Origin of the sequence: Micromonospora saelicesensis, assembly GCF_900091575.1 — a bacterium.
GTDB lineage: Bacteria > Actinomycetota > Actinomycetes > Mycobacteriales > Micromonosporaceae > Micromonospora > Micromonospora saelicesensis.
The window spans coordinates 1,301,594-1,319,970 of sequence record NZ_FMCR01000001.1 but is presented as its reverse complement, the minus strand read 5'-3'; the positions used below and the strand labels follow the sequence as shown (position 1 = coordinate 1,319,970).

The 18,377-nt window shown below is 71.5% G+C and carries 21 protein-coding genes; 17 read left to right on the top strand and 4 right to left on the bottom strand.

What is annotated here, in order from left to right:
- The first annotated feature begins 43 nt into the window (after positions 1-43).
- The 4 genes from grpE (at position 44) to GA0070561_RS06260 (ending at position 2,868) form a co-directional block, all read left to right on the top strand.
- Positions 44-799 carry a nucleotide exchange factor GrpE gene (gene grpE / locus GA0070561_RS06275; RefSeq protein ID WP_091396204.1) on the top strand — a complete coding sequence of 252 codons (756 nt, stop codon included), beginning with the start codon at positions 44-46 and terminating at the stop codon, positions 797-799.
- Between the two features lie 85 nt (positions 800-884).
- Positions 885-2,066 (top strand): molecular chaperone DnaJ, encoded by a 1,182-nt coding sequence (gene dnaJ / locus GA0070561_RS06270; RefSeq protein WP_091396200.1) that lies wholly within the window; start codon positions 885-887, stop codon positions 2,064-2,066.
- Positions 2,067-2,096: 30 nt separating this feature from the next.
- The gene (locus tag GA0070561_RS06265; RefSeq protein WP_030332087.1) at positions 2,097-2,537 is read left to right on the top strand and encodes a heat shock protein transcriptional repressor HspR; all 441 of its coding nucleotides are present in this window, start codon (positions 2,097-2,099) and stop codon (positions 2,535-2,537) included.
- Between the two features lie 136 nt (positions 2,538-2,673).
- Positions 2,674-2,868, top strand: coding sequence for a hypothetical protein (locus tag GA0070561_RS06260; RefSeq protein ID WP_091396197.1), 195 nt, complete (start codon positions 2,674-2,676; stop codon positions 2,866-2,868).
- 116 nt (positions 2,869-2,984) lie between these two features.
- Here GA0070561_RS06260 and GA0070561_RS06255 read toward each other — a convergent pair whose 3' ends face one another.
- Entirely contained in the window at positions 2,985-3,416 is a 432-nt protein-coding gene (locus GA0070561_RS06255; RefSeq protein ID WP_091396193.1) for a hypothetical protein, read from the bottom strand.
- A 172-nt stretch (positions 3,417-3,588) separates the two neighbouring features.
- On the opposite strand from GA0070561_RS06255, the gene GA0070561_RS06250 reads away from it, so the two are divergent.
- Positions 3,589-4,047, top strand: a complete 459-nt coding sequence (locus GA0070561_RS06250) for a GNAT family N-acetyltransferase (protein WP_091396190.1) — start codon at positions 3,589-3,591, stop codon at positions 4,045-4,047.
- On the opposite strand, the gene GA0070561_RS06245 is transcribed toward GA0070561_RS06250, so the two are convergent.
- Together GA0070561_RS06245 and GA0070561_RS06240 are read right to left on the bottom strand one after the other, a co-directional pair.
- Positions 4,036-5,250 (bottom strand): cation:proton antiporter, encoded by a 1,215-nt coding sequence (locus GA0070561_RS06245; protein WP_091396187.1) that lies wholly within the window; start codon positions 5,248-5,250, stop codon positions 4,036-4,038. The two genes, GA0070561_RS06250 and GA0070561_RS06245, sit on opposite strands and share 12 nt — an antisense overlap.
- A 5-nt stretch (positions 5,251-5,255) precedes the next feature.
- Positions 5,256-5,756 (bottom strand): cation:proton antiporter regulatory subunit, encoded by a 501-nt coding sequence (locus GA0070561_RS06240; RefSeq protein WP_030332098.1) that lies wholly within the window; start codon positions 5,754-5,756, stop codon positions 5,256-5,258.
- A 30-nt stretch (positions 5,757-5,786) separates the two neighbouring features.
- Here GA0070561_RS06240 and GA0070561_RS06235 point away from each other — a divergent pair, with 30 nt between their 5' ends.
- Entirely contained in the window at positions 5,787-6,872 is a 1,086-nt protein-coding gene (locus tag GA0070561_RS06235; RefSeq protein ID WP_141710321.1) for a beta propeller repeat protein, read from the top strand.
- A 212-nt stretch (positions 6,873-7,084) separates the two neighbouring features.
- Here GA0070561_RS06235 and GA0070561_RS06230 read toward each other — a convergent pair whose 3' ends face one another.
- Positions 7,085-8,221 carry an epoxide hydrolase family protein gene (locus GA0070561_RS06230; RefSeq protein ID WP_091396182.1) on the bottom strand — a complete coding sequence of 379 codons (1,137 nt, stop codon included), beginning with the start codon at positions 8,219-8,221 and terminating at the stop codon, positions 7,085-7,087.
- An 85-nt stretch (positions 8,222-8,306) separates the two neighbouring features.
- Between GA0070561_RS06230 and GA0070561_RS06225 the strand changes: the two genes are divergently transcribed.
- The 11 genes from GA0070561_RS06225 to GA0070561_RS06175 all read left to right on the top strand — a co-directional run bounded on the left by GA0070561_RS06225 (position 8,307) and on the right by GA0070561_RS06175 (position 18,373).
- Positions 8,307-8,951, top strand: coding sequence for a TetR/AcrR family transcriptional regulator (locus tag GA0070561_RS06225; RefSeq protein WP_091396179.1), 645 nt, complete (start codon positions 8,307-8,309; stop codon positions 8,949-8,951).
- A gap of 85 nt (positions 8,952-9,036) precedes the next feature.
- On the top strand, positions 9,037-11,628 hold the full coding sequence (clpB, locus tag GA0070561_RS06220; protein WP_091397481.1) for an ATP-dependent chaperone ClpB: 2,592 nt from the start codon (positions 9,037-9,039) through the stop codon (positions 11,626-11,628).
- A gap of 177 nt (positions 11,629-11,805) precedes the next feature.
- Positions 11,806-12,432, top strand: a complete 627-nt coding sequence (locus GA0070561_RS06215; protein ID WP_091397479.1) for a DUF4178 domain-containing protein — start codon at positions 11,806-11,808, stop codon at positions 12,430-12,432.
- A 1-nt stretch (position 12,433) separates the two neighbouring features.
- Positions 12,434-12,946 carry a DUF2617 family protein gene (locus GA0070561_RS06210; protein ID WP_091396177.1) on the top strand — a complete coding sequence of 171 codons (513 nt, stop codon included), beginning with the start codon at positions 12,434-12,436 and terminating at the stop codon, positions 12,944-12,946.
- Positions 12,943-13,368, top strand: coding sequence for a DUF4247 domain-containing protein (locus GA0070561_RS06205; RefSeq protein ID WP_091396174.1), 426 nt, complete (start codon positions 12,943-12,945; stop codon positions 13,366-13,368). Before GA0070561_RS06210 ends, GA0070561_RS06205 begins: the two co-directional genes overlap by 4 nt.
- A 34-nt stretch (positions 13,369-13,402) precedes the next feature.
- Positions 13,403-13,825, top strand: coding sequence for a DUF350 domain-containing protein (locus tag GA0070561_RS06200; protein ID WP_088950911.1), 423 nt, complete (start codon positions 13,403-13,405; stop codon positions 13,823-13,825).
- Positions 13,826-13,877: 52 nt separating this feature from the next.
- The gene (locus GA0070561_RS06195) at positions 13,878-15,470 is read left to right on the top strand and encodes a polyamine aminopropyltransferase (RefSeq protein WP_091396171.1); all 1,593 of its coding nucleotides are present in this window, start codon (positions 13,878-13,880) and stop codon (positions 15,468-15,470) included.
- Between the two features lie 112 nt (positions 15,471-15,582).
- Positions 15,583-15,963: a hypothetical protein gene (locus GA0070561_RS06190; RefSeq protein WP_091396168.1), complete on the top strand. Its 381-nt coding sequence runs from the start codon at positions 15,583-15,585 to the stop codon at positions 15,961-15,963.
- A gap of 232 nt (positions 15,964-16,195) precedes the next feature.
- A complete protein-coding gene (locus tag GA0070561_RS06185) occupies positions 16,196-16,774 on the top strand; it encodes a DUF4178 domain-containing protein (protein ID WP_091396165.1) in 579 nt (192 codons plus the stop codon).
- Positions 16,775-16,876: 102 nt separating this feature from the next.
- On the top strand, positions 16,877-17,644 hold the full coding sequence (locus GA0070561_RS06180) for a hypothetical protein (protein ID WP_091396164.1): 768 nt from the start codon (positions 16,877-16,879) through the stop codon (positions 17,642-17,644).
- A gap of 72 nt (positions 17,645-17,716) precedes the next feature.
- The gene (locus GA0070561_RS06175; RefSeq protein ID WP_091396162.1) at positions 17,717-18,373 is read left to right on the top strand and encodes a hypothetical protein; all 657 of its coding nucleotides are present in this window, start codon (positions 17,717-17,719) and stop codon (positions 18,371-18,373) included.
- The last annotated feature ends 4 nt before the right edge of the window (positions 18,374-18,377 follow it).

Here is an 18,377-nt window from a genome sequence, read left to right as displayed (position 1 = left end):
GGCCTCCGACACGTTTCCACCGCGAAGGGGATGAGGTAGCCGCATGACGCAGAAGCCACGAGCCGCCGACCCGGGCGACACCGGGTCGGCGCCGGGTGGCTCCGCGACCACGGAGCCGACCGGCGACGGGGAGCGGGTCGTCATCCGCAACAACCGCAAGCTCGTCGACACCGCCGAGCCGGAGGGGACCGCCGCCGACGCGGAGACCGGTGTGCCGGCCGAGGGTCTGGTCGAGGACGCCGAGGTCGTGGTCGACGAGATCGAGGTCGAGGTCAACTCCACCGACGGGCCGGAGCCGTCCGGTCCGCCGGTGGTGGACGCCCCGGCGCAGCCGGTGGACGGCGGCGGCGCGGGCACCTCGCTCGGTGCCGAGCTGGAGGCGCTCCGGGCCGAGCTCGACGAGCGGACCAGGGACCTGCAGCGGGTGTCGGCGGAGTACGCCAACTACCGCAAGCGGGTCGACCGCGACCGCAGTCTCGTACAGGAGCAGGCGACCGGCTCGGTGCTGGCCGCGCTGCTGCCGATCCTGGACGACCTGGACCGGGCCCGGGAACATGGCGACCTGGTCGGGCCGTTCGGCACGGTGGCGGAACAGCTCACCACCGCGCTGGGCAAGTTCGGCCTGAACGCCTTCGGCGAGCAGGGCGACCCGTTCGATCCGACCCGGCACGAGGCGGTCGCGCACCAGACCTCGGCCGACGTCAGCGAGCCGACCTGCGTACAGGTCATGCGACGCGGCTACCAGCTCGGTGAGCGGCTGCTGCGCCCCGCGCTGGTCGCGGTCGCGGATCCGGAATAGTGCCAGACAGTGACCGGGCCGTCCCGCCCACCGTTCAGCGGTGGGCGGGACGGCCGGGCCACCAGGGTCGGAAGGAGGTGGACCGGTGAGTTCGAAGGACTGGATCGAGAAGGACTTCTACGCCGTGCTCGGCGTGGACAAGGCCGCCTCCGCGGATGACATCAAGAAGGCGTACCGCAAGGTGGCCCGGGAGTCGCACCCGGACCACAACCCGGGCGACCCGAAGGCCGAGGAGCGGTTCAAGGCCGCGTCCGAGGCGTACAACGTCCTGTCGGACAGCGGCCGCCGTCGCGAGTACGACGAGATGCGTTCGCTCTTCGGCTCGGGCGCGTTCCGGCGCAACGCCCGGGGTGGGGGTCAACCGGGCGGCATGCCGTTCGACGTCTCCGACATGTTCGGCGGCGGCGGAGGCGGTGATCGTCGCTTCGGCGGCGCCGGCTTCCAGGACCTGTTCAGCTCGATCTTCAGTGGCGGCCAGGCCGGTGGGCAGGCCGCACCGCGCGGCCCGGCCCGTGGTCGGGACGTGGAGACCGAGGTGGCGCTGGACTTCGGCGACGCGGTGCGTGGGGTGACGCTGCCCCTGACGCTGCGCGCGCCGGGAGTCTGCGACACCTGCCACGGCAACGGGGCCAAGCCCGGCACCGAGCCGCGTGCCTGCCCGGTCTGTCATGGTGCCGGCGTGACGACCCGCAACCAGGGGTCGTTCAGCTTCTCCGAGCCGTGCCGCAACTGCCAGGGCGTCGGCACCGTGGTCGAGGAGAAGTGCCCGGAGTGCCACGGCAGCGGCGGTGTCACCAAGACCCGCACCATGAACGTGCGCTTCCCGGCCGGTGTGGCCGACGGTCAACGCATCCGGTTGGCCGGGCGTGGCGAGCCGGGCGAGCGCGGTGGCCCGGCTGGCGACCTCTTCGTGCACGTCAAGGTTCGGCCGGACGAGCTGTTCGGGCGTACCGGGGACGACCTGACGCTGACCGTGCCGGTCACCTTCGCGGAGGCCGTGCTCGGCACGGACCTGCGGGTGCCCACGCTCGACGGTGCGATGACCCTGCGGGTGCCGCCGGGGACGCCGAGCGGGCGGGTGCTGCGGGCCCGGGGCAAGGGTGTGGTCCGACGCGACGGGCAGGCCGGTGACCTGCTGGTCACGCTGGACGTGGTGGTGCCGGCCCGGTTGTCGGACGAGGCGCGCACGGCGCTGGAGTCGTTCGCCGAGCAGACCCCGCCGGCGGCCCGGGAACATCTCGACGCACGGGTGCGTCGAGTCAGTTAGTCCGGTGGAATGGACGCGGAGGTGAGCGGGATGTCGGGCGAGTTCCTCGGTTCGGGCGACCCTGCCTACGAGGCCAAGGTGCTGATGATCTCGGTAGCGGCACGGATGGCGGGGATGCACCCGCAGACCCTGCGCCAGTACGACCGACTGGGGCTGGTGCAGCCCGGCCGAGCCGCTGGTGGCGGGCGTCGCTACAGCGTCCGTGACGTGGTGCTGCTGCGCGAGGTGCAGCGGCTCAGCCAGGACGACGGGATCAACCTGGCCGGCGTCAAGCGGATCATCGGGCTGGAGCGGCTGCTGGAGCAGGCGCAGCAGCGGGTGGCCCGGCTGGAGGCGGAGCTGGACGCCGCGTACCGCCGGGTGGCGGAGCTGGAGTCGTTGGCTCGCTTCCCGGGCCGGGATCTGGTGCCGACCAACCGCACGTCCACCGCCCTGGTGGTGTGGCGTCCCCGCCGGACGCCCGATCGCTGACCTGCCGCTCACCCGGATCTGTCTTCTCGGCCCGGACCGCGCTGGATTCCCGGCGCGGTCCGGGCCGCTTCGGTTAGCCTGTCGATAAGGGTCCAATCGGCTTAATCCGGACCTACCGGCATGGCGAGGGGGAGCGATGGCGGAACCGGCGAAGAAGGTGGCCCAGCAGACCGAGGACCGGTTGGAGAACCTGGCCGAGACCGTCCGCGAGAAGTTCGACAAGGTGACCGAGGGGACCTACCGGGACCGGATCATCGGGGGCCGGTTCGCCGAGGACGGCGACCACGCCGGCGAACGGGGCCGAGCCGAGACGGAACGTAAGCAGGACTGACCGGTGACCGACGTGCGGGCCGGGACCCACGGGGGGTCCCGGCCCGTTCGCCGTAATTGGGCCGCGAACAGCAACGCCACCGGGCAGCCGCTGACGAGGGAGCCGGCTGATACGGCTCAGCCGAGGCGGCGGTTCTCGCGGACGAGGCCGCCTTCGCACCAGTCCCGGTAGACGAAGAGGTCCGGTCGGGCCAGCAGCACCCGGCCGTTGTGCGCCCAGACCTTCATCAGCTCGTCGCCGTCACGCTCGGCCTGTTCGACGAGCTTGCGGAAGCGGCGCTTGGGGTGGGCGCGGAAGTTCGTCCGGATGCCGTCGGCCGCGTAGATGTAGAGGCAGTGCAGCGCGAAACGTCGGGCCGGGCAGGTGGGATCCATCGCTAAATCGAAGAGCGTCAACACCAGTCGGTCGCCGGAGACCAGCAGGTCCCAGTCGGGTGGCATCGAGGCCAACGGCACCGAATCGGGCTTGTACGCCCAAGCTCGCAACTCCGCCGGAGTCGGATCGACGGGGTTGGCGAAGCCGTGGAACGTCGACTCCTGCACGCTCACCGGCCAACCTTCCGCTCTCGCCCGCGTTTGGCAACGCTGCCTGCGGACCCTGGCTGCTGGGGCGAAACGGTAACCCGCCGTCGGGTGCTGCGGTAGTACCCGTGGGGAGCAATTCCGCAACCGTTGGCACGGGCGGGTCCATTGCATCGACAGCGCAGCTGATGATGCCCCTATGACAATCCATGTTCGACGGTTACAGCGAGGCGCCGAGGCCGAGTTCGTCACGGGGCTGGAGTGGCTTCTCGCCCCTCCCGGTAGCCGTCCCGGGGATTGGGACCGCGACCGCGCCGTCGAGCGGACCGCACAATTGCTCGCCCACGAGGACGTCGCACTCTTCGCCGCGCGATCCGATGAAGATCAGTTGGTTGGCATCGCCAGCGTCTACGTGGACATCCTCTCGGTGCGCTTCGGCCGTCGGGCTTCGATCGAGGACCTCGCCGTGCACCCCGAGTGGCGCTCCCGGGGTGTCGGCTCCAGCCTCCTGACAGCGGCCAGGGCGTGGGCGTGCGAACAGGGTGCCGACTACGTCTTCCTGGAGTCCGGCCTCGCCCGGACCGAGGCGCACCGGTTCTACCTTCGCGAGGGTGCGACCCATGCCGCTGCGGCGTTCAGGTGGAGCTCAGTGCAGTGAGTCGACGACCGGGATCGGCTCCCGCCGTTGGGCCGCCGCGCGGTTGCGCAGCCACCGCTTGAACCACGGGAAGTCGGGCAGTCGAGCCAGGATCGGCCCGGTCACCACGGTGATCAGGACGTACGTCGCGGCCAGCGCTGCCAACCGCGGCTCGACGCTCCCGGCAGCCACCGCGAGACCGGCGATGACGATGGAGAACTCACCTCGGGGTACGAGTGCCAGGCCGGCCCGCCATCGACCGGGTTCCGCGATGCCGACCCGGCGGGCGGCGAGGTAGCCGGTGAGCGTCTTCGTCGCCATGGTGACCACGGCCAACGCGAGCGCCGGCAGCAGCACCGGCGGGATGTCCCGTGGGTCGGTGACCAGGCCGAAGAAGACGAAGAACACCGCCGCGAACAGGTCCCGCAGTGGCGAGAGCAGCTCGGTCGCGTGGTGCGCCACCGGGCCGGAGAGCGCGATGCCGACCAGGAACGCGCCGACCGCCGCCGAGACCTGGAGCTTCGCCGCGAGCCCGGCGATCAGCAGGGTCAGGCCGAGTACGCCGAGCAGCAGCGCCTCCGGGTCCTTCGCCGACAGGGCGGAGGAGATGAGGTGGCCGTACCGGATGGCGACGACCAGCACGAGCAGCACCGTGCCCACCGCGACGGCGAGTGCGATGCCGCCACCGAGCAGGCCGGTGCCGGCCAGCACGGCGGTGACCAGTGGCAGGTAGAGCGCCATCGCCAGGTCCTCGATCACGAGGACCGACAGGATCACCGGGGTTTCCCGGTTACCGAGTCGTCCCAGGTCGGCGAGGACCTTGGCGATCACGCCGGAGGAGGAGACCCAGGTGATGCCGCCGAGCACCAGGGCGGCGACCCAGTCCCAGCCGAGCAGGAGGGCGAAGGCCGCACCGGGCAGCGCGTTGAACACGCCGTCGATCAGCCCGGCCGGGGCCGCCGACCGGAGGTTGCCGACCAGTTCGTTTGCCGAGTACTCCAGGCCGAGCATCACCAGCAGCAGGATGACGCCGATCTCGGCGCCCACCGCGAAGAACTCCTCGCTGGCGGCGAGAGGGAGCAGCCCACCGTGCCCGAAGGCCAGCCCGGCGAGCAGGTAGAGGGGGATGGGTGACAGGCCTACCCGGCGGCTCAGCCGACCGAGGACGCCAAGCAGCAACAGCAGCGCGCCGACTTCGACGAGCAGAGTGGTGGAATCGTGCATCCGCCTCAGCCGTCCGGGTCACTGTCGGCGAGGATGGCGGACACGCCGTCGAGACCTCTACGGGTCCCGACAACGACCACCACATCGCCGGCCGCGAAGCGGAAGGAGGGGAGTGGAGAGACGATCACTTCGCCTTCACGCAGTACAGCCACGATGGAGGCGCTGGTGCGGGTACGCGCCTTGGTGTCCCCGAGCTTCCGGTTGACGTACGGGGAACCGGCCGTGATGGCGATCTGCTCGGTGAGCAGACCGGCGGCCTGCTCGCGGAGCCCGGAGAGCTGGCCGAGCATCAGCGACGCGCCGAGGATGTCGGCCAGGGCCTCGGCCTCGTCATCGGTCAGCGGAATGTCCGACTGGCAGGCGTCGGGGTCGTCGGGATCGTAGAGAACGAGATCACGGCGGCCATTGCGGTGGGAAACGACGCCCAGGCGACGTCCGGACTCCGTCACCAGATCGTGACGTACCCCGATCCCGGGTAAGGCGGTCTGCTCGACACGTACTCGCACCCGGGCAAGACTACTGCGTCGGAGACGCCGATGATCGGACGGATATCAGGTCGGGCGGTGCTGCTGCTCGTACTCATGTTGGCTGGATGTTCGATCGGCGACGTCCGCCGGAAGCCGCCGACCCCGTCGTCCCGAGCGGCCGTCACCACGCCGTCTCCATCGGCCGCCGTCGCGGAGGTACGCCGTGTCCGGGTCGCCGTTCCACAGCGGTACGACCCTCCGTACGTCGAGTTCGTCGACGCCGAGCACGGCTACGCCCTCTTCGCCAACTGCGGCGAGCCGCCGCCCGGCGACGACTGTCCGGCGCGACTGTTCGCGACGGACGACGGCGGACGGTCCTGGCGGGAGTTGCGACATCCCCACCCGGCGGCGGAGAACCACCAGCTCTACGCCGCGCCGGGGGTTCTGACGTTGCGGAGTGAGCCGCACGGTTGGTGGACCTCGACCGACGGTGGCACCTCGTTCACGCACAGGCTGGACGGGCCACCGCCGCAGTGGGTCGGCGCGCAGAGTCGATTCCAGCTCATCGAGGGCAGTGGTCAGGTCGGCGAGTGGGACGGCCAACGGCTGCGCCCGCTGGCCGCGCAGCCGCGCGTACCCGGATTGAGCACTGTCGACGCGGGCGACGGCCTGCTGGTGGTCGCGGCCGGATCGGAGGACGGGAAGCCGTACGCGGCGGTCTCGTTCGACCGGGGGCGGAGCTGGCAGCAGACCCCGGTGCCGGCTCCCGACGGGCACGTCGGTGTGTTGCGGGCGGTGGTCGAGCGGGACGGGACGGCGTGGCTGGTCGGGCAGCGACCAGACCGCAGGTCCTTTCCGGCGCTGTGGCGACTGCGCCGAGGGTGGAATTTGGTCGGCGCCGACGGGCATCCGCCGCAGATCCAGTCCGTCGCGCCAATCGGCGGCGGGCTGTTCGCGGTGACCGGCCCGGCGGGCGCTGGCGCGGTCGGGGGCGGTCGCTACACCGAGCTGCCCTGGCCGATCGGCCCCGACCGCAGCCTGTCCGTGCTGACCGACGGCACGCTCGTGGCGGTCGGTGGGGACGGCGGGATCCTGCTCGGCGTCGGCTGGGTGGCCGAGCGCCGCTGGACGAAGATCATCCTCGACACCTCCTGACGTGATCGACCGGCGATCCGATTACTTGGTCAGCGCCAGAGATCTTGGACGAATCCGGCCCCTCCAGGGGCACTTTCGTACCAAGATCTACTTCTCGGCCACGTACGTGCCCTTGCCTTGGTGGCCCTCGACCAAGCGGCACCGGGCGTCGGGGCTGGATGCGCCGGTGCCCGCCCCGGCAGAGCGGGTGCGGGCACGTGGGCACGCCGTGGTCAGCGGAGGCTGGCGAAGAATTCGCGGATGTCGGTGATCAGCACCTCGGTGGCCTGGTGGGCCGCGTAGTGGCCGCCGACGTCGCCCCGGCCGTCGACGTCGGTCTCGTACGCCGTCCACCGGACGATGTTCGCGTGGTCCCGCTCGGCGAAGCGGCGGATGGACTGGAAGTCGCCGGGGAACATGGCCAGCGCGGTCGGAGCGGTGGTCGGCTCGGTCGGCGGATCGCCCGCGTGTGCGTCCTCCCAGTAGAGCCGGATCGCCGAGGCGGCCGTGCCGGTGAACCAGTAGAGCGCCACGTTGGCCAGGATGAAGTCGGCGTCCAGGCTCTCGTCGAAGAGTTGGGCGTTCCAGGCGAGCAGCCCCACCGGCGAGTCGGCCAGCGCGAATGCCAGGGTCTGCGGCTGCTGACTGTGCACCTGGTTGAAGGAGAACTTGTTCTCGTAGAACCACTGGAGGTGCCCGAGCGCGGCCTGGTCGGCCTCGGAGAGCCCGGCGAACTCGGCCGGGTCGCCGGAGGGGAACGAGAAGAGCTGGGTGACGTGTACGCCGAGCACCCGCTCCGGAGCGATCCGGCCCAGCTCCGGCGCGATCATCGAGCCGGCGTCGTTGCCGACCGCGCCGTAGCTGTCGTACCCCAGTCGGTCCATCAGCTCGGCCCAGGCGCGGGCGATGCGGAACCGGTTCCAGCCGACGCCGCGGGTCGGGCCGGAGAAGCCGAAGCCGGGCAGTGACGGGACGACCACGTGGAAGGCCGGCGCGTCCGGGTCGGTCGGCTCGGTGAGCGGAGCGATCACGTCGAGGTACTCCAGCACCGAGCCGGGCCAGCCGTGGGTGAGCACCAGCGCCGTGGCGTCCGGCCGGGATGACCGGACGTGCAGGAAGTGGATCTGCTCGCCGTCGATCTCGGTGACGAACTGCGGGTGAGCGTTCAGGCGGGCCTCGACGGCCCGCCAGTCGAACTCCCCCCGCCACCGGTCGACGAGGTCGCGCACCCGGTCGTTGCTCATCCCGTACGAGTCGCCGGCGCCGGGCAGGTCGGCGGGCCAGACGGTGCGGCCGAGCCGGTCGGCCAGGTCGTCGAGGGCGGTCTGCGGGATCTCGACGCGGAACGGGCGGATCGCGGTGTCGCTCATGCGGGAACTCCTTCGGAACGGAATGTTTCGTTCTGCAATCACGATAGCAGAGCGGAACGATCCGTTCCACTGTTAGGCTGGGGGCATGTCAACGACTTCCGGCAAGACGCTGGGCGGTCGCCGCGCCCAGGCCGCCCGCAACGACGAGGTGATCCTCGAAGCCGCCCGCGCCGTCTTCCTCGACGACCCGAAAGCCCCGATCGCCGCCGTCGCGGAGCGCGCGGGCGTCGGCATCAGCGCCCTCTATCGGCGCTACGCGGGCAAGGAGGACCTGCTGCGTCAGCTCTGCCACGACGGGTTGCGCCGGTACGTCGCGGAGGCCGAGACCGCCCTCGACGAGCCGGACGACTGGGCCGCGTTCACCAACTTCCTGACCCGGGTGGTCGACGCCGACGTGCACTCGCTCACCGTCCATCTGGCCGGCACCTTCACCCCGACCGAGGAGATGGGCCGGGACGCGATGCGCGCCGGCGAATTGGCCACCGCCCTGGTCGACCGGGCCCACGCCAGCGGGCGGCTGCGCCCCGACGCTGTCGTACACGATCTGGGGTTGTTGTTGGAGGCGTGCGCCGCGGTCCGCGTACCCGATCCGGAGCGGACCCGCCAACTGCGCCGCCGGCAGCTCGCGGTTTTGCTGGCCGGCCTGTCGTCGGTGCCGGACGCGGACCCGCTGCCTGGCCCGCCCCCGGCGGCCGGCGAGTTCGACTGGCGGTGGCGGCGCCGGGAGTGATGGCCGTCACGCGCTAAGGTTGAGCGGAATACGCTCAACTCTGGTTGTGTCCAACCCAATGGACAACGCCGATCCGGGGGAGCCCATGAACACCGAAAGACTCACCACCAAGAGCCGCGAAACCATCACGGGCGCTGTCGCGCTGGCCAACCAGCGTGGTCACGCCACCGTGGAGCCCTGGCACCTGCTCCTGTCACTCCTGGACACCGACGGCTCGACCGCCACCGGCCTGCTGCGCGCCGTCGGGGCGGACCCGACCGAGCTGCGCCAGGCCGCCCAGCGCGCTGTCGACAACCTGCCGGCCGCCCGCGGCTCCAGCATCGCCGAGCCGACGTTGGCTCGGGAGTTCGTCAACGCCATCGGCGCCGCCGAGCAGATCGCCCGGCCGCTGGGCGACGAGTACACCTCCACCGAGCACCTGCTCGCCGGTCTGGCCCGGGTGGGCGGAGCGGTGTCCGGCGCGCTGAAGATCGCCGGTGCCACCGAGGAGGCCCTGGTCGCCGCCTTCCCGACCGTCCGCGGTGGGGACCGTCGGGTCACCACAGCCGACCCCGAGCAGACCTACCAGGCCCTGACCAAGTACGGCGTCGACCTCACCGCCAGCGCCCGGGACGGCAAGATCGACCCGGTCATCGGCCGGGACTCCGAGATCCGTCGGGTCATCCAGGTGCTCTCCCGGCGTACAAAGAACAACCCGGTGCTGATCGGTGAGCCCGGCGTCGGCAAGACCGCGATCGTCGAGGGCCTGGCCCAGCGGATCGTCACCGGCGACGTGCCCGAGTCCCTGCGCGACAAGAAGCTGATCTCGCTGGACCTCGGCGCGATGGTCGCCGGCGCGCAGTACCGGGGCCAGTTCGAGGAGCGCCTGAAGTCCGTCCTGGAGGAGATCAAGAACTCCAACGGGCAGGTCATCACCTTCCTCGACGAGCTGCACACCGTCGTCGGCGCCGGCAAGGGCGAGGGCTCGATGGACGCCGGCAACATGCTCAAGCCGATGCTGGCCCGCGGTGAGCTGCGGATGGTGGGCGCCACCACGCTGGACGAGTACCGCGAGCACATCGAGAAGGACCCGGCGCTGGAGCGCCGTTTCCAGCCGGTGCTCGTCGGTGAGCCGACCATCGAGGACACCATCGGGATCCTGCGCGGGCTCAAGGAGCGCTACGAGGTGCACCACGGCGTACGGATCACCGACGCCGCGCTGGTGGCCGCCGCGACACTGTCCGACCGTTACATCACCGACCGGTTCCTGCCGGACAAGGCGATCGACCTGGTCGACGAGTCCGCGTCCCGGCTCCGAATGGAGATCGACTCGCGTCCGGTCGAGGTGGACGAGATCGAGCGGGCGGTCCGCCGGTTGGAGATCGAGGAGATGGCCCTGGCCAAGGAGCCGGACGCCGCCTCGGCCGAGCGGCTGGAGCGACTCCGCAAGGAGTTGGCCGACAAGCGCGAGCAGCTCACAGTGCTCTCCGAGCGCTGGCAGACGGAGAAGAGCCACATCACCAAGCTCTCCACCGCCAAGGAGGAGTTGGAACGCCTCGGCGGTGAGGCCGAGCGGGCCGAGCGCGACGGCGAGCTGGAACGCGCCGCCGAGCTGCGCTACGGCCGGATCCCCGCCCTGAAGGTCGAGCTGAAGCAGGCCGCGGAGGAGTTGGCCCAGCTCCAGGCCGACGGCGCGATGCTCAAGGAGGAGGTCGGCGCGGACGACATCGCCGCAGTGGTCGCCTCCTGGACCGGCATCCCCGCCGGCCGCCTGCTGGAGGGTGAGACGGCCAAGCTGCTGCGGATGGAGGAGTCGCTGGGCGGCCGGGTGGTCGGCCAGACCGAGGCGGTGGGCGCGGTCTCCGACGCGGTACGCCGTGCGCGGGCCGGTATCGCCGACCCGGACCGCCCGACCGGCAGCTTCCTCTTCCTCGGCCCCACCGGCGTCGGCAAGACCGAGCTGGCCAAGGCGCTCGCCGAGTTCCTCTTCGACGACGAGCGGGCCATGGTCCGCATCGACATGAGCGAGTACGGCGAGAAGCACTCGGTCGCTCGCCTGGTCGGTGCCCCGCCCGGCTACGTCGGTTACAACGAGGGTGGTCAGCTCACCGAGGCGGTACGCCGACGGCCGTACTCGGTGGTGCTGCTGGACGAGGTGGAGAAGGCCCACCCGGACGTCTTCGACGTGCTGCTCCAGGTGCTCGACGACGGCCGGCTCACCGACGGCCAGGGCCGCACCGTAGACTTCCGCAACGCGATCCTGATCCTCACGTCCAACCTCGGGTCGTCGGTGATCAGCGACCTGACGCTCGCCGACGAGCAGCGCCGGGAGGGCGTGCTGGCCGTGGTCCGGTCGCACTTCAAGCCGGAGTTCCTCAACCGGCTGGACGACATCGTGGTCTTCGCCTCGCTGCGCGGGGACGACCTCCGCTCCATCGTCGACATCCAGTTGAACCGGATGCGGCGGCGGTTGGCCGATCGCCGGCTGGGGCTGGAGATCACCGATGCCGCCCGGGACTGGCTGGCCGAGCACGGCTACGACCCGATCTACGGTGCGCGCCCGCTCCGTCGCCTGGTCCAGACCGCAATCGGAGACCAACTGGCGAAGGCCCTCCTGTCCGGTCAGATCCGCGACGGCGAAACGGTGAAGGTGGACCGCGCCACCGAAACCAACACCCTCTCCGTAACCGCCGCCTGATCCGTCGCACCCGGGCCGATCCCGCCTCGCAGGCGGGGTCGGCCCGACCCGTTCTCCGCCCCCACCGGCGCCCCACCGGGACGCTCCGTAGCTGCCGCATCACCAGACAATGATGTGTTTCTCCAGGTGCGCGGGGTTGTTACCGTTCCCGCCGACGCACTTGGGGAGGTGGTCGGCATGAATGGTTCAGTGGCGTACCTGGTGACGACGCTGGGGTGTCTGATCGGAGTCGCCGGGGTCGTGGTGGCGGTGGTGGCGGTGCGCAAGGGCCGCAAGGCCGCCCGGCCGGCGGCACCCGCGGACCCGTTCCGGGACACCGACAGCGACGCGCTCCGCGGCGACCCGCGCAGCCTCAAGCCCGGAGACATCGTCGAGATCCGCCGGGTGTCGTACGCGGTCCGAGGCTCGGTGCATCTGCATGAGGGCGGCTGGAGCTGGGCCGAGCACCTGCTGGACACCGTCGAGGGCGACAAGCGCTGGCTCTCCGTGGAGGAGGACCCGGACCTGGAGCTGGTGCTCTGGACCGCCGAGCCGGCCGCCACGATCACCCCGGGTGCGTCCACCCTCGACTTTGCCGGCCGCCGCTACGCCTCCGAGGAGTCCGGTCAGGCCCGCTTCACGGCCACCGGCAGCACCGGCCTCGACCCCAGTGGCACCGTTCGATACCACGACTACCGGGCGCAGGGCGGCGAACGGCTTTCCTTCGAGGCGTACGGCCAGGCCGGCTGGGAGGCCGCCCGGGGCGAGCAGCTGCACCGCGCCGACGTGATGGTGTACCCGCAGGCCGGGCCGGAGGCCAGCTGACGTGTTGGTGAGCCTCCACACCCCGTACGTCGACACCTGCGCCGCCGACCTGAGCCTGGCACTCGGCGGCCCGGAGCGGCCCGCGTTGCACGTCCGCGACCTCACGCTGCCCGGGGACGTCCGGCTGCGGCTGCGCCTGCTCGGCGCGTCCCACCAGGTCGTGCTGGCCGAACCCGGCGGTGCGGCCGGACTCACCGAGACGGTCGCCTGCCTGCCCGGTCGGCCACCGCACCTGCCCGGCGCCCTGCACGACGAGGCGGGCGGCTACCGCTTCACCGCCAGCGTGCTGCGTCCCACCGACGGTGAGTTGCACACCCGGATCGCCGGCCTCCGCGCCGACCTGGCCGACGACCCGTACGCCCTGGTCGGAGTCTTTCCCGGTGACCCGGACGCGGTCACCGCGCTGGCCGTGCGCACCGACCTGCCCCACGGCTCGGTCGGCTGGCGTACCTGGCACGCGTACCCCCAGACCAATGAGCTGGTCCTGACCGAGACGGTGGTGGCACTGCGATGACATACCGACGCTGGTTCGTGGTGGGCGCGGCGGCGGCCGTGGTCGGCGTGCTGGTCGCGGCCTTCGCGCTCGTCAACGGCACCTTCTCCCCGCGCGCCTACGTGCAGGACAGGTACTCGCGAGCGGCCAGCCGGGACATCGGCCGGGAAGCGACCGCGTACACCTCGTCCAAGTCACCGACCACTGTCGCCAAGGAACTGACCGACGCGTGGAAGCCGTCCGACCGGTACGCCGACAGCAGCGGCGTCTACCTGCGCTACGACGACGACTCGGTGGTGATCCTGCCGATCGCCGCCGGCTCGGTGATCCTGCTCGAGGACATGGACACCGCTCACCCCCGTTACCACTCGACCGTCGGGTCGTACTGGGGCTGGGGACGCGGCAGCAGCGTTCGGGGCGGCGGCCCCGGCACCGGCAAGTAGCCCGACGCCCGACCCCTTCACCTGGAGCCCTTCCGTGCAGAACCTCGTCACCGATCTGCTGGCCACCCTCGCCTTCGGCGCGGTCGGCGTCGTCCTCATGGGCGTCGGCTACGCGCTGGTCGACCTGACCACTCCTGGCAAGCTCCACGAACTGATCTGGACCGAGCGCAACCGCAACGCGGCGCTGCTGCTCGCGTCCAACCTGCTGGGCGTCGGCACCATCGTGGTCGCGGCGATCGTCGCCAGCGACGACGACTTCGCCCTGGGGCTGGTCGGCGCGGCGGCGTACGGGATCGTCGGCCTGGTCATCATGGCCGCCGCGTTCCTGCTGCTCGACGCGGTGACCCCGGGCCGGCTCGGCGAGCTGCTGGTCGACCCGGAGCCGCACCCCGCCGTGTGGGTGTCGGCCGTGGTGCACCTGGCCACCGGCGCGATCATCGCCGCCGCGATCCTCTGATGACCGGGGGTCCGCGACCGGGCGGCGCCGGCCGGCCGTACCCGGGGCGGTCATGAGCACCGGGGCGCCGCCGGTGGTCGACGGCGGCACCGAGGCCCGACCGCACTGGCGGCTGGCCCGCGCGGCGGTGCTGGTCGCGGTCTTCGTCTGCGCCGCCTGCGGGCTGGTCTACGAGCTGGCCCTGGTCGCGCTCGGCAGCTACCTGATCGGTGACACCGTCGGGCAGGCGTCGATCGTGCTCGGCGTGATGGTCTTCGCGATGGGGGTCGGCGCGCTGGCCGCGAAGCCGTTGCAGCCCCGGGCCGCCGCCGCGTTCGCGGTGATCGAACTGACCCTGGCCCTGCTCGGCGGTCTGTCCGTGCTCGGCCTCTACGCCGCCTTCGCCTGGCTCGACCTGTACGGCCCGGCGCTGGTCGGCACCGCCTTCGTGCTGGGCCTGCTGATCGGCGCGGAGATTCCGCTGCTGATGGTGATGCTGCAGCGCATCCGCGAGCAGGCCGCCGGCAGCGCGGTGGCCGACCTGTTCGCCGCCGACTACGTCGGCGCGCTGCTCGGCGGGCTCGCCTTCCCGTTCCTGTTGATCCCCGTCTTCGGCCAGCTCAAGGGTGCCCTGGTGGTCGGCGCCGTGAACGCGGTGGCCGGTCTCGCCCTGGTCTGCACGGTGTTCCGGCGGGAGCTGAGCCGCCGCGCCCGGCTCGTCCTCGGCGCCGGCTCTGTCGTGGTCGCGCTCTGCCTGGGGTACGCCTGGGTGACCGCCGCCGACTTCGAGGTGACCGCCCGCCAGCAGCTCTACCGGGACCCGGTGGTGTACGCCGAACGCTCCCGCTACCAGGAGATCGTGCTGACCCGGTCGGTGCGGGAGGTCGGCCACGCCGACACCGACCTGCGGTTGTTCCTCAACGGTGATCTCCAGTTCAGCTCGGTCGACGAGTACCGCTACCACGAGGCGCTGGTGCATCCGGCGATGCGCGGCCCGCGCGGCGACGTCCTGGTTCTCGGTGCCGGCGACGGCCTCGCCGTCCGGGAGATCCTGCGGTACCCGGACGTCCGCCGGGTGACAGTGGTCGACCTCGACCCGGCGGTGGTGGCGCTGGCCAGCACCGTGCCGCAGCTGCGGGCGCTCAACGGCGGCTCGCTCGACGACCCCCGCGTACGGGTGCTGAACACCGACGCGTTCGGCTGGCTGCGTACCGCCGCCGAGCGCTTCGACGTGGTGGTCGCCGACCTGCCCGACCCGGACGAGACGGCCACCGCCAAGCTCTACACCGTCGAGTTCTACGCGCTGATCAGGTCGGTGCTCGCCGAGCAGGGACGGCTGGTGGTGCAGTCCGGCTCGCCGTACTTCGCGCCCCGCTCATACTGGTCGATCGACGCGTCGGTGCGGGAAGCCGGCTTCGCCACCGTGCCGTACCACGTCGACGTGCCGTCCTTCGGCGACTGGGGTTTCCTGCTGGCCACGGCGGGAACCGTCCCGCCGGTGCTGGACCTGCCGGCCGACGCGCCCCGGCTGCGTTTCCTCGACCCGGGCGTGCTGCGGGCGGCGGCGGCCTTTCCCCCCGACCGCGCCCGCCTGAACGTGCCCCCCAGCACCCTCCTCCAACCGAGGGTCCTCGACTACGCCCGCACGGAGTGGCGCGGCTACTGACCCCACCACCTGGCGCCTGAACACGGTGGCTGTGTCAGGAGAGAGTCCGCTCATGGCGCAAACCTCTTGATTAACGGGGTGGAGTGGGTGCGGACGGGGAAAGGGTGGAGGCATGTTTGGGATGCGCAAGGCTTGGGAGCGCGAATTGGGCGCGGCCGTCGACGAGTTGGTGGCGGCTGACACGCTCGCCTTCGGTGGGGTGGGGATCGCGGGCACGCTGTTGCCGGTGACCGAGGCGTACCACCGGGTCGAGGCGGCCCTCGGCGACCACCCCGAGGAGGTACGCCGCCAGCTCGACCGGGTGCTGGCCGACGGCACACCCGCCGGCCGGGCGTACGCGGCCACGCTGCTGGAGCGGGTCGACCCGGAGGCGGCCCGAGCGGCCTGGACGTCGCTGCGGGACGACCCGAGCGAGTTCACCACCTTCGTCGGCTGCGTGATGGACCGCGAAACCCTGGGCACCTACGCCAGTCGGCGGCTCGCCGCAGCATGATCAATTCGCCGGTCGGTGCCACCCGATTGGTCGTGCCGGTCGCCGACAACGCCCCGGACGTTGCGAGCCGTGAGCCCGCCGGCCACCGCGCCGCGTCCGACCGGCCCGCCGACGACGCCACCGGAGGACCCACCCGACGGTCTCCGTCAGCTGAGCTGTCGGCCACAGCGCGGGCCTTTCTGGTGCCGAGGGTTGTTACCGTCTGCGCCGACGTACCTGGGGAGGTGGTCGGGTGGACGCGCTGGTGACGTGCCTGGTGGCGGCTGTTGCCGTACTCGCGGTGGTAGTGGTCGTCGTGCGGGCCCGCCGACGGCCGACGGGCCGGCCGGACGGCCAGCCAGCGGAGCCACCGGGCGACGGTCCGCTCCGCCTGACCCCTGGCGACCGCGTGCGGATCCGCGAGCGGGAGTACGCGGTGAGTGCCACGATCCGTCTGGTCGAGGGCGACTGGAGTTGGGTGCAGCACCTCCTCGACGACGACTCCGGCACCCGCCACCGGCTCTCCGTGGAGGACGGCCCCGAACTCGAGCTGGTGTTCTGGACCGCCGAACCGGGCGCGACCGTCACCCCGGGCGCCCCGACCATCGAACTCGGCGGGCGGCGCTACACCTGGGCCGAGACCGGGCAGGCGCGTTACACAGCCACCGGAGAGACCGAGTTGCCGTCGACCGGGACGATGCGTTACCACGACTACCAGTCCGGTGGCGCCGCGCGGCTCTCCTTCGAGGCGTACGGCGAAGAGGGCTGGCGGGTCGCCCGCGGTGACCTGCTCGACCCCGCCGACCTGAGGATCCGCCCGCCCCGTTCCTGAGGCCCGCTGAGCCGGAACGGGCGGACGCGCCGGGCTCGTCACGGCATGCCGAACTGGCCGGTTGTCGATACGGTGTGGGCGCGATCTTAGGGAAGGAGAATCGTGGTCGATTCCCAGAGCACGCCGGCCCGTCAGCGGCCATCCATTGTGTCGATTTCCAGTTACCTGCTCTTCCTGTTCCTGGCGCTCCAGGTGATCAGTCTGATCATCACGCTCAGCACCTTCGGCAAGACGCGTGACGCGCTCCGTGCGGCGTACGCGGACAGCAACACCGATGGTGACCAGGTGGCGGACGTCTTCGCCGTCGTCGGCATCGGTGGCAGCATCGTCCTGCTGCTGCTCGCGGTCGTGCTGGGCGTGTTGGCCCTGTTCAACAACCAGGGCCGCAACGGCGCCCGGATCACCACCTGGATCGTCGGCGGCATCATGGTCTGCTGCGTGGGCGGTGGCCTGCTCAGCAACGCGGCCGGCGGTTTCAACACCGGTGGCGGAAACACCAGCGACGGGCCGAGCCCGGAGGAGATCCAGCGCCGCCTGGAGGAGGCCCTGCCCTCCTGGGTCACCCCGGTCAGCCTCCTGCTCGGCGTGCTCAGCCTGATCGCGCTGATCGCGGCGCTGGTCCTGCTGGCGCTGCCGAAGGCGAACCCGTTCTTCCGCAAGCAGACCGCGGCCTGGGAGCCGCCGACCCCGGGCGCCAGCTACCCGGGCAACCCGCAGGCGCCCGGTCAGCCGGGCTACCCGCAGGCGTCGGGTGAGCCGGGCTATCCGTCGAGTGGGGAGCCGAGCTACCCGCCGCCACCGGCCGCCAACCGGCCGGACGACACGCCGCCCACGGACCGGCCCGGGTCAAACCCGCCGCCGACCAGCTGACGGCTCGATAAGCACGACGCCGACGATCCCTCCGAGTAGGTTGCAACCCGACGCCTACCGGAGGGATTCGTCGTGTCGTACCCGGAATCGGCACCGGCCCGCCGGCCCGCCGCCGTCGTGTCGGCAGCGGCCGTGCTGGTGGTGATGGCTGTCGCCGCGCTCGCGTACGCAGTGGTCGACCTGGTGGTGCTGGGCGGGACGGTCGACGCGTTCCGCTCCGCCGCCCGCGACACCTCGGCGAGCCCGGAGCAGATCGACGACGTGGTGACTCTGCTCCGCGCATCCGCGGTGCTGTCGGCGGTGGTGGCGGTGCTCTCCGCGCCGGTGCTCGCCGGCCTGGCCCTGGGGCTGCTGACCGGTCGCAACGGTGTCCGGGTGGCGACCTGGGTGGTCAGCGGGCTCGGCCTGCTCGCCGGCTGTTGCAGCGTGGCGGTGGTCGTCGGCGAACGGTCCGCGCCACTGCAACTGGGCTCGGGCGAGCAGGCTCTCGCCGAGTTGCTCGGTCTGATCGGCGACGCGTACCCGTCCTGGTGGATCCCGCTCAACGCCGGGCTTTCCGTCGCACAGGCGCTCGGTTACCTTGTAGTAGCTACGCTGCTGGCACTGCCGGCGGCGAACAGCTGGTTCGACCGCCACCGCTCGACCGCGCCAACCGCACCGCCCATGTTCACGCCCGCCCCGCACCAGCCCCCGTCGGCGCCACACACGCCCCCGTACCCGCCCAGGTGAGGAC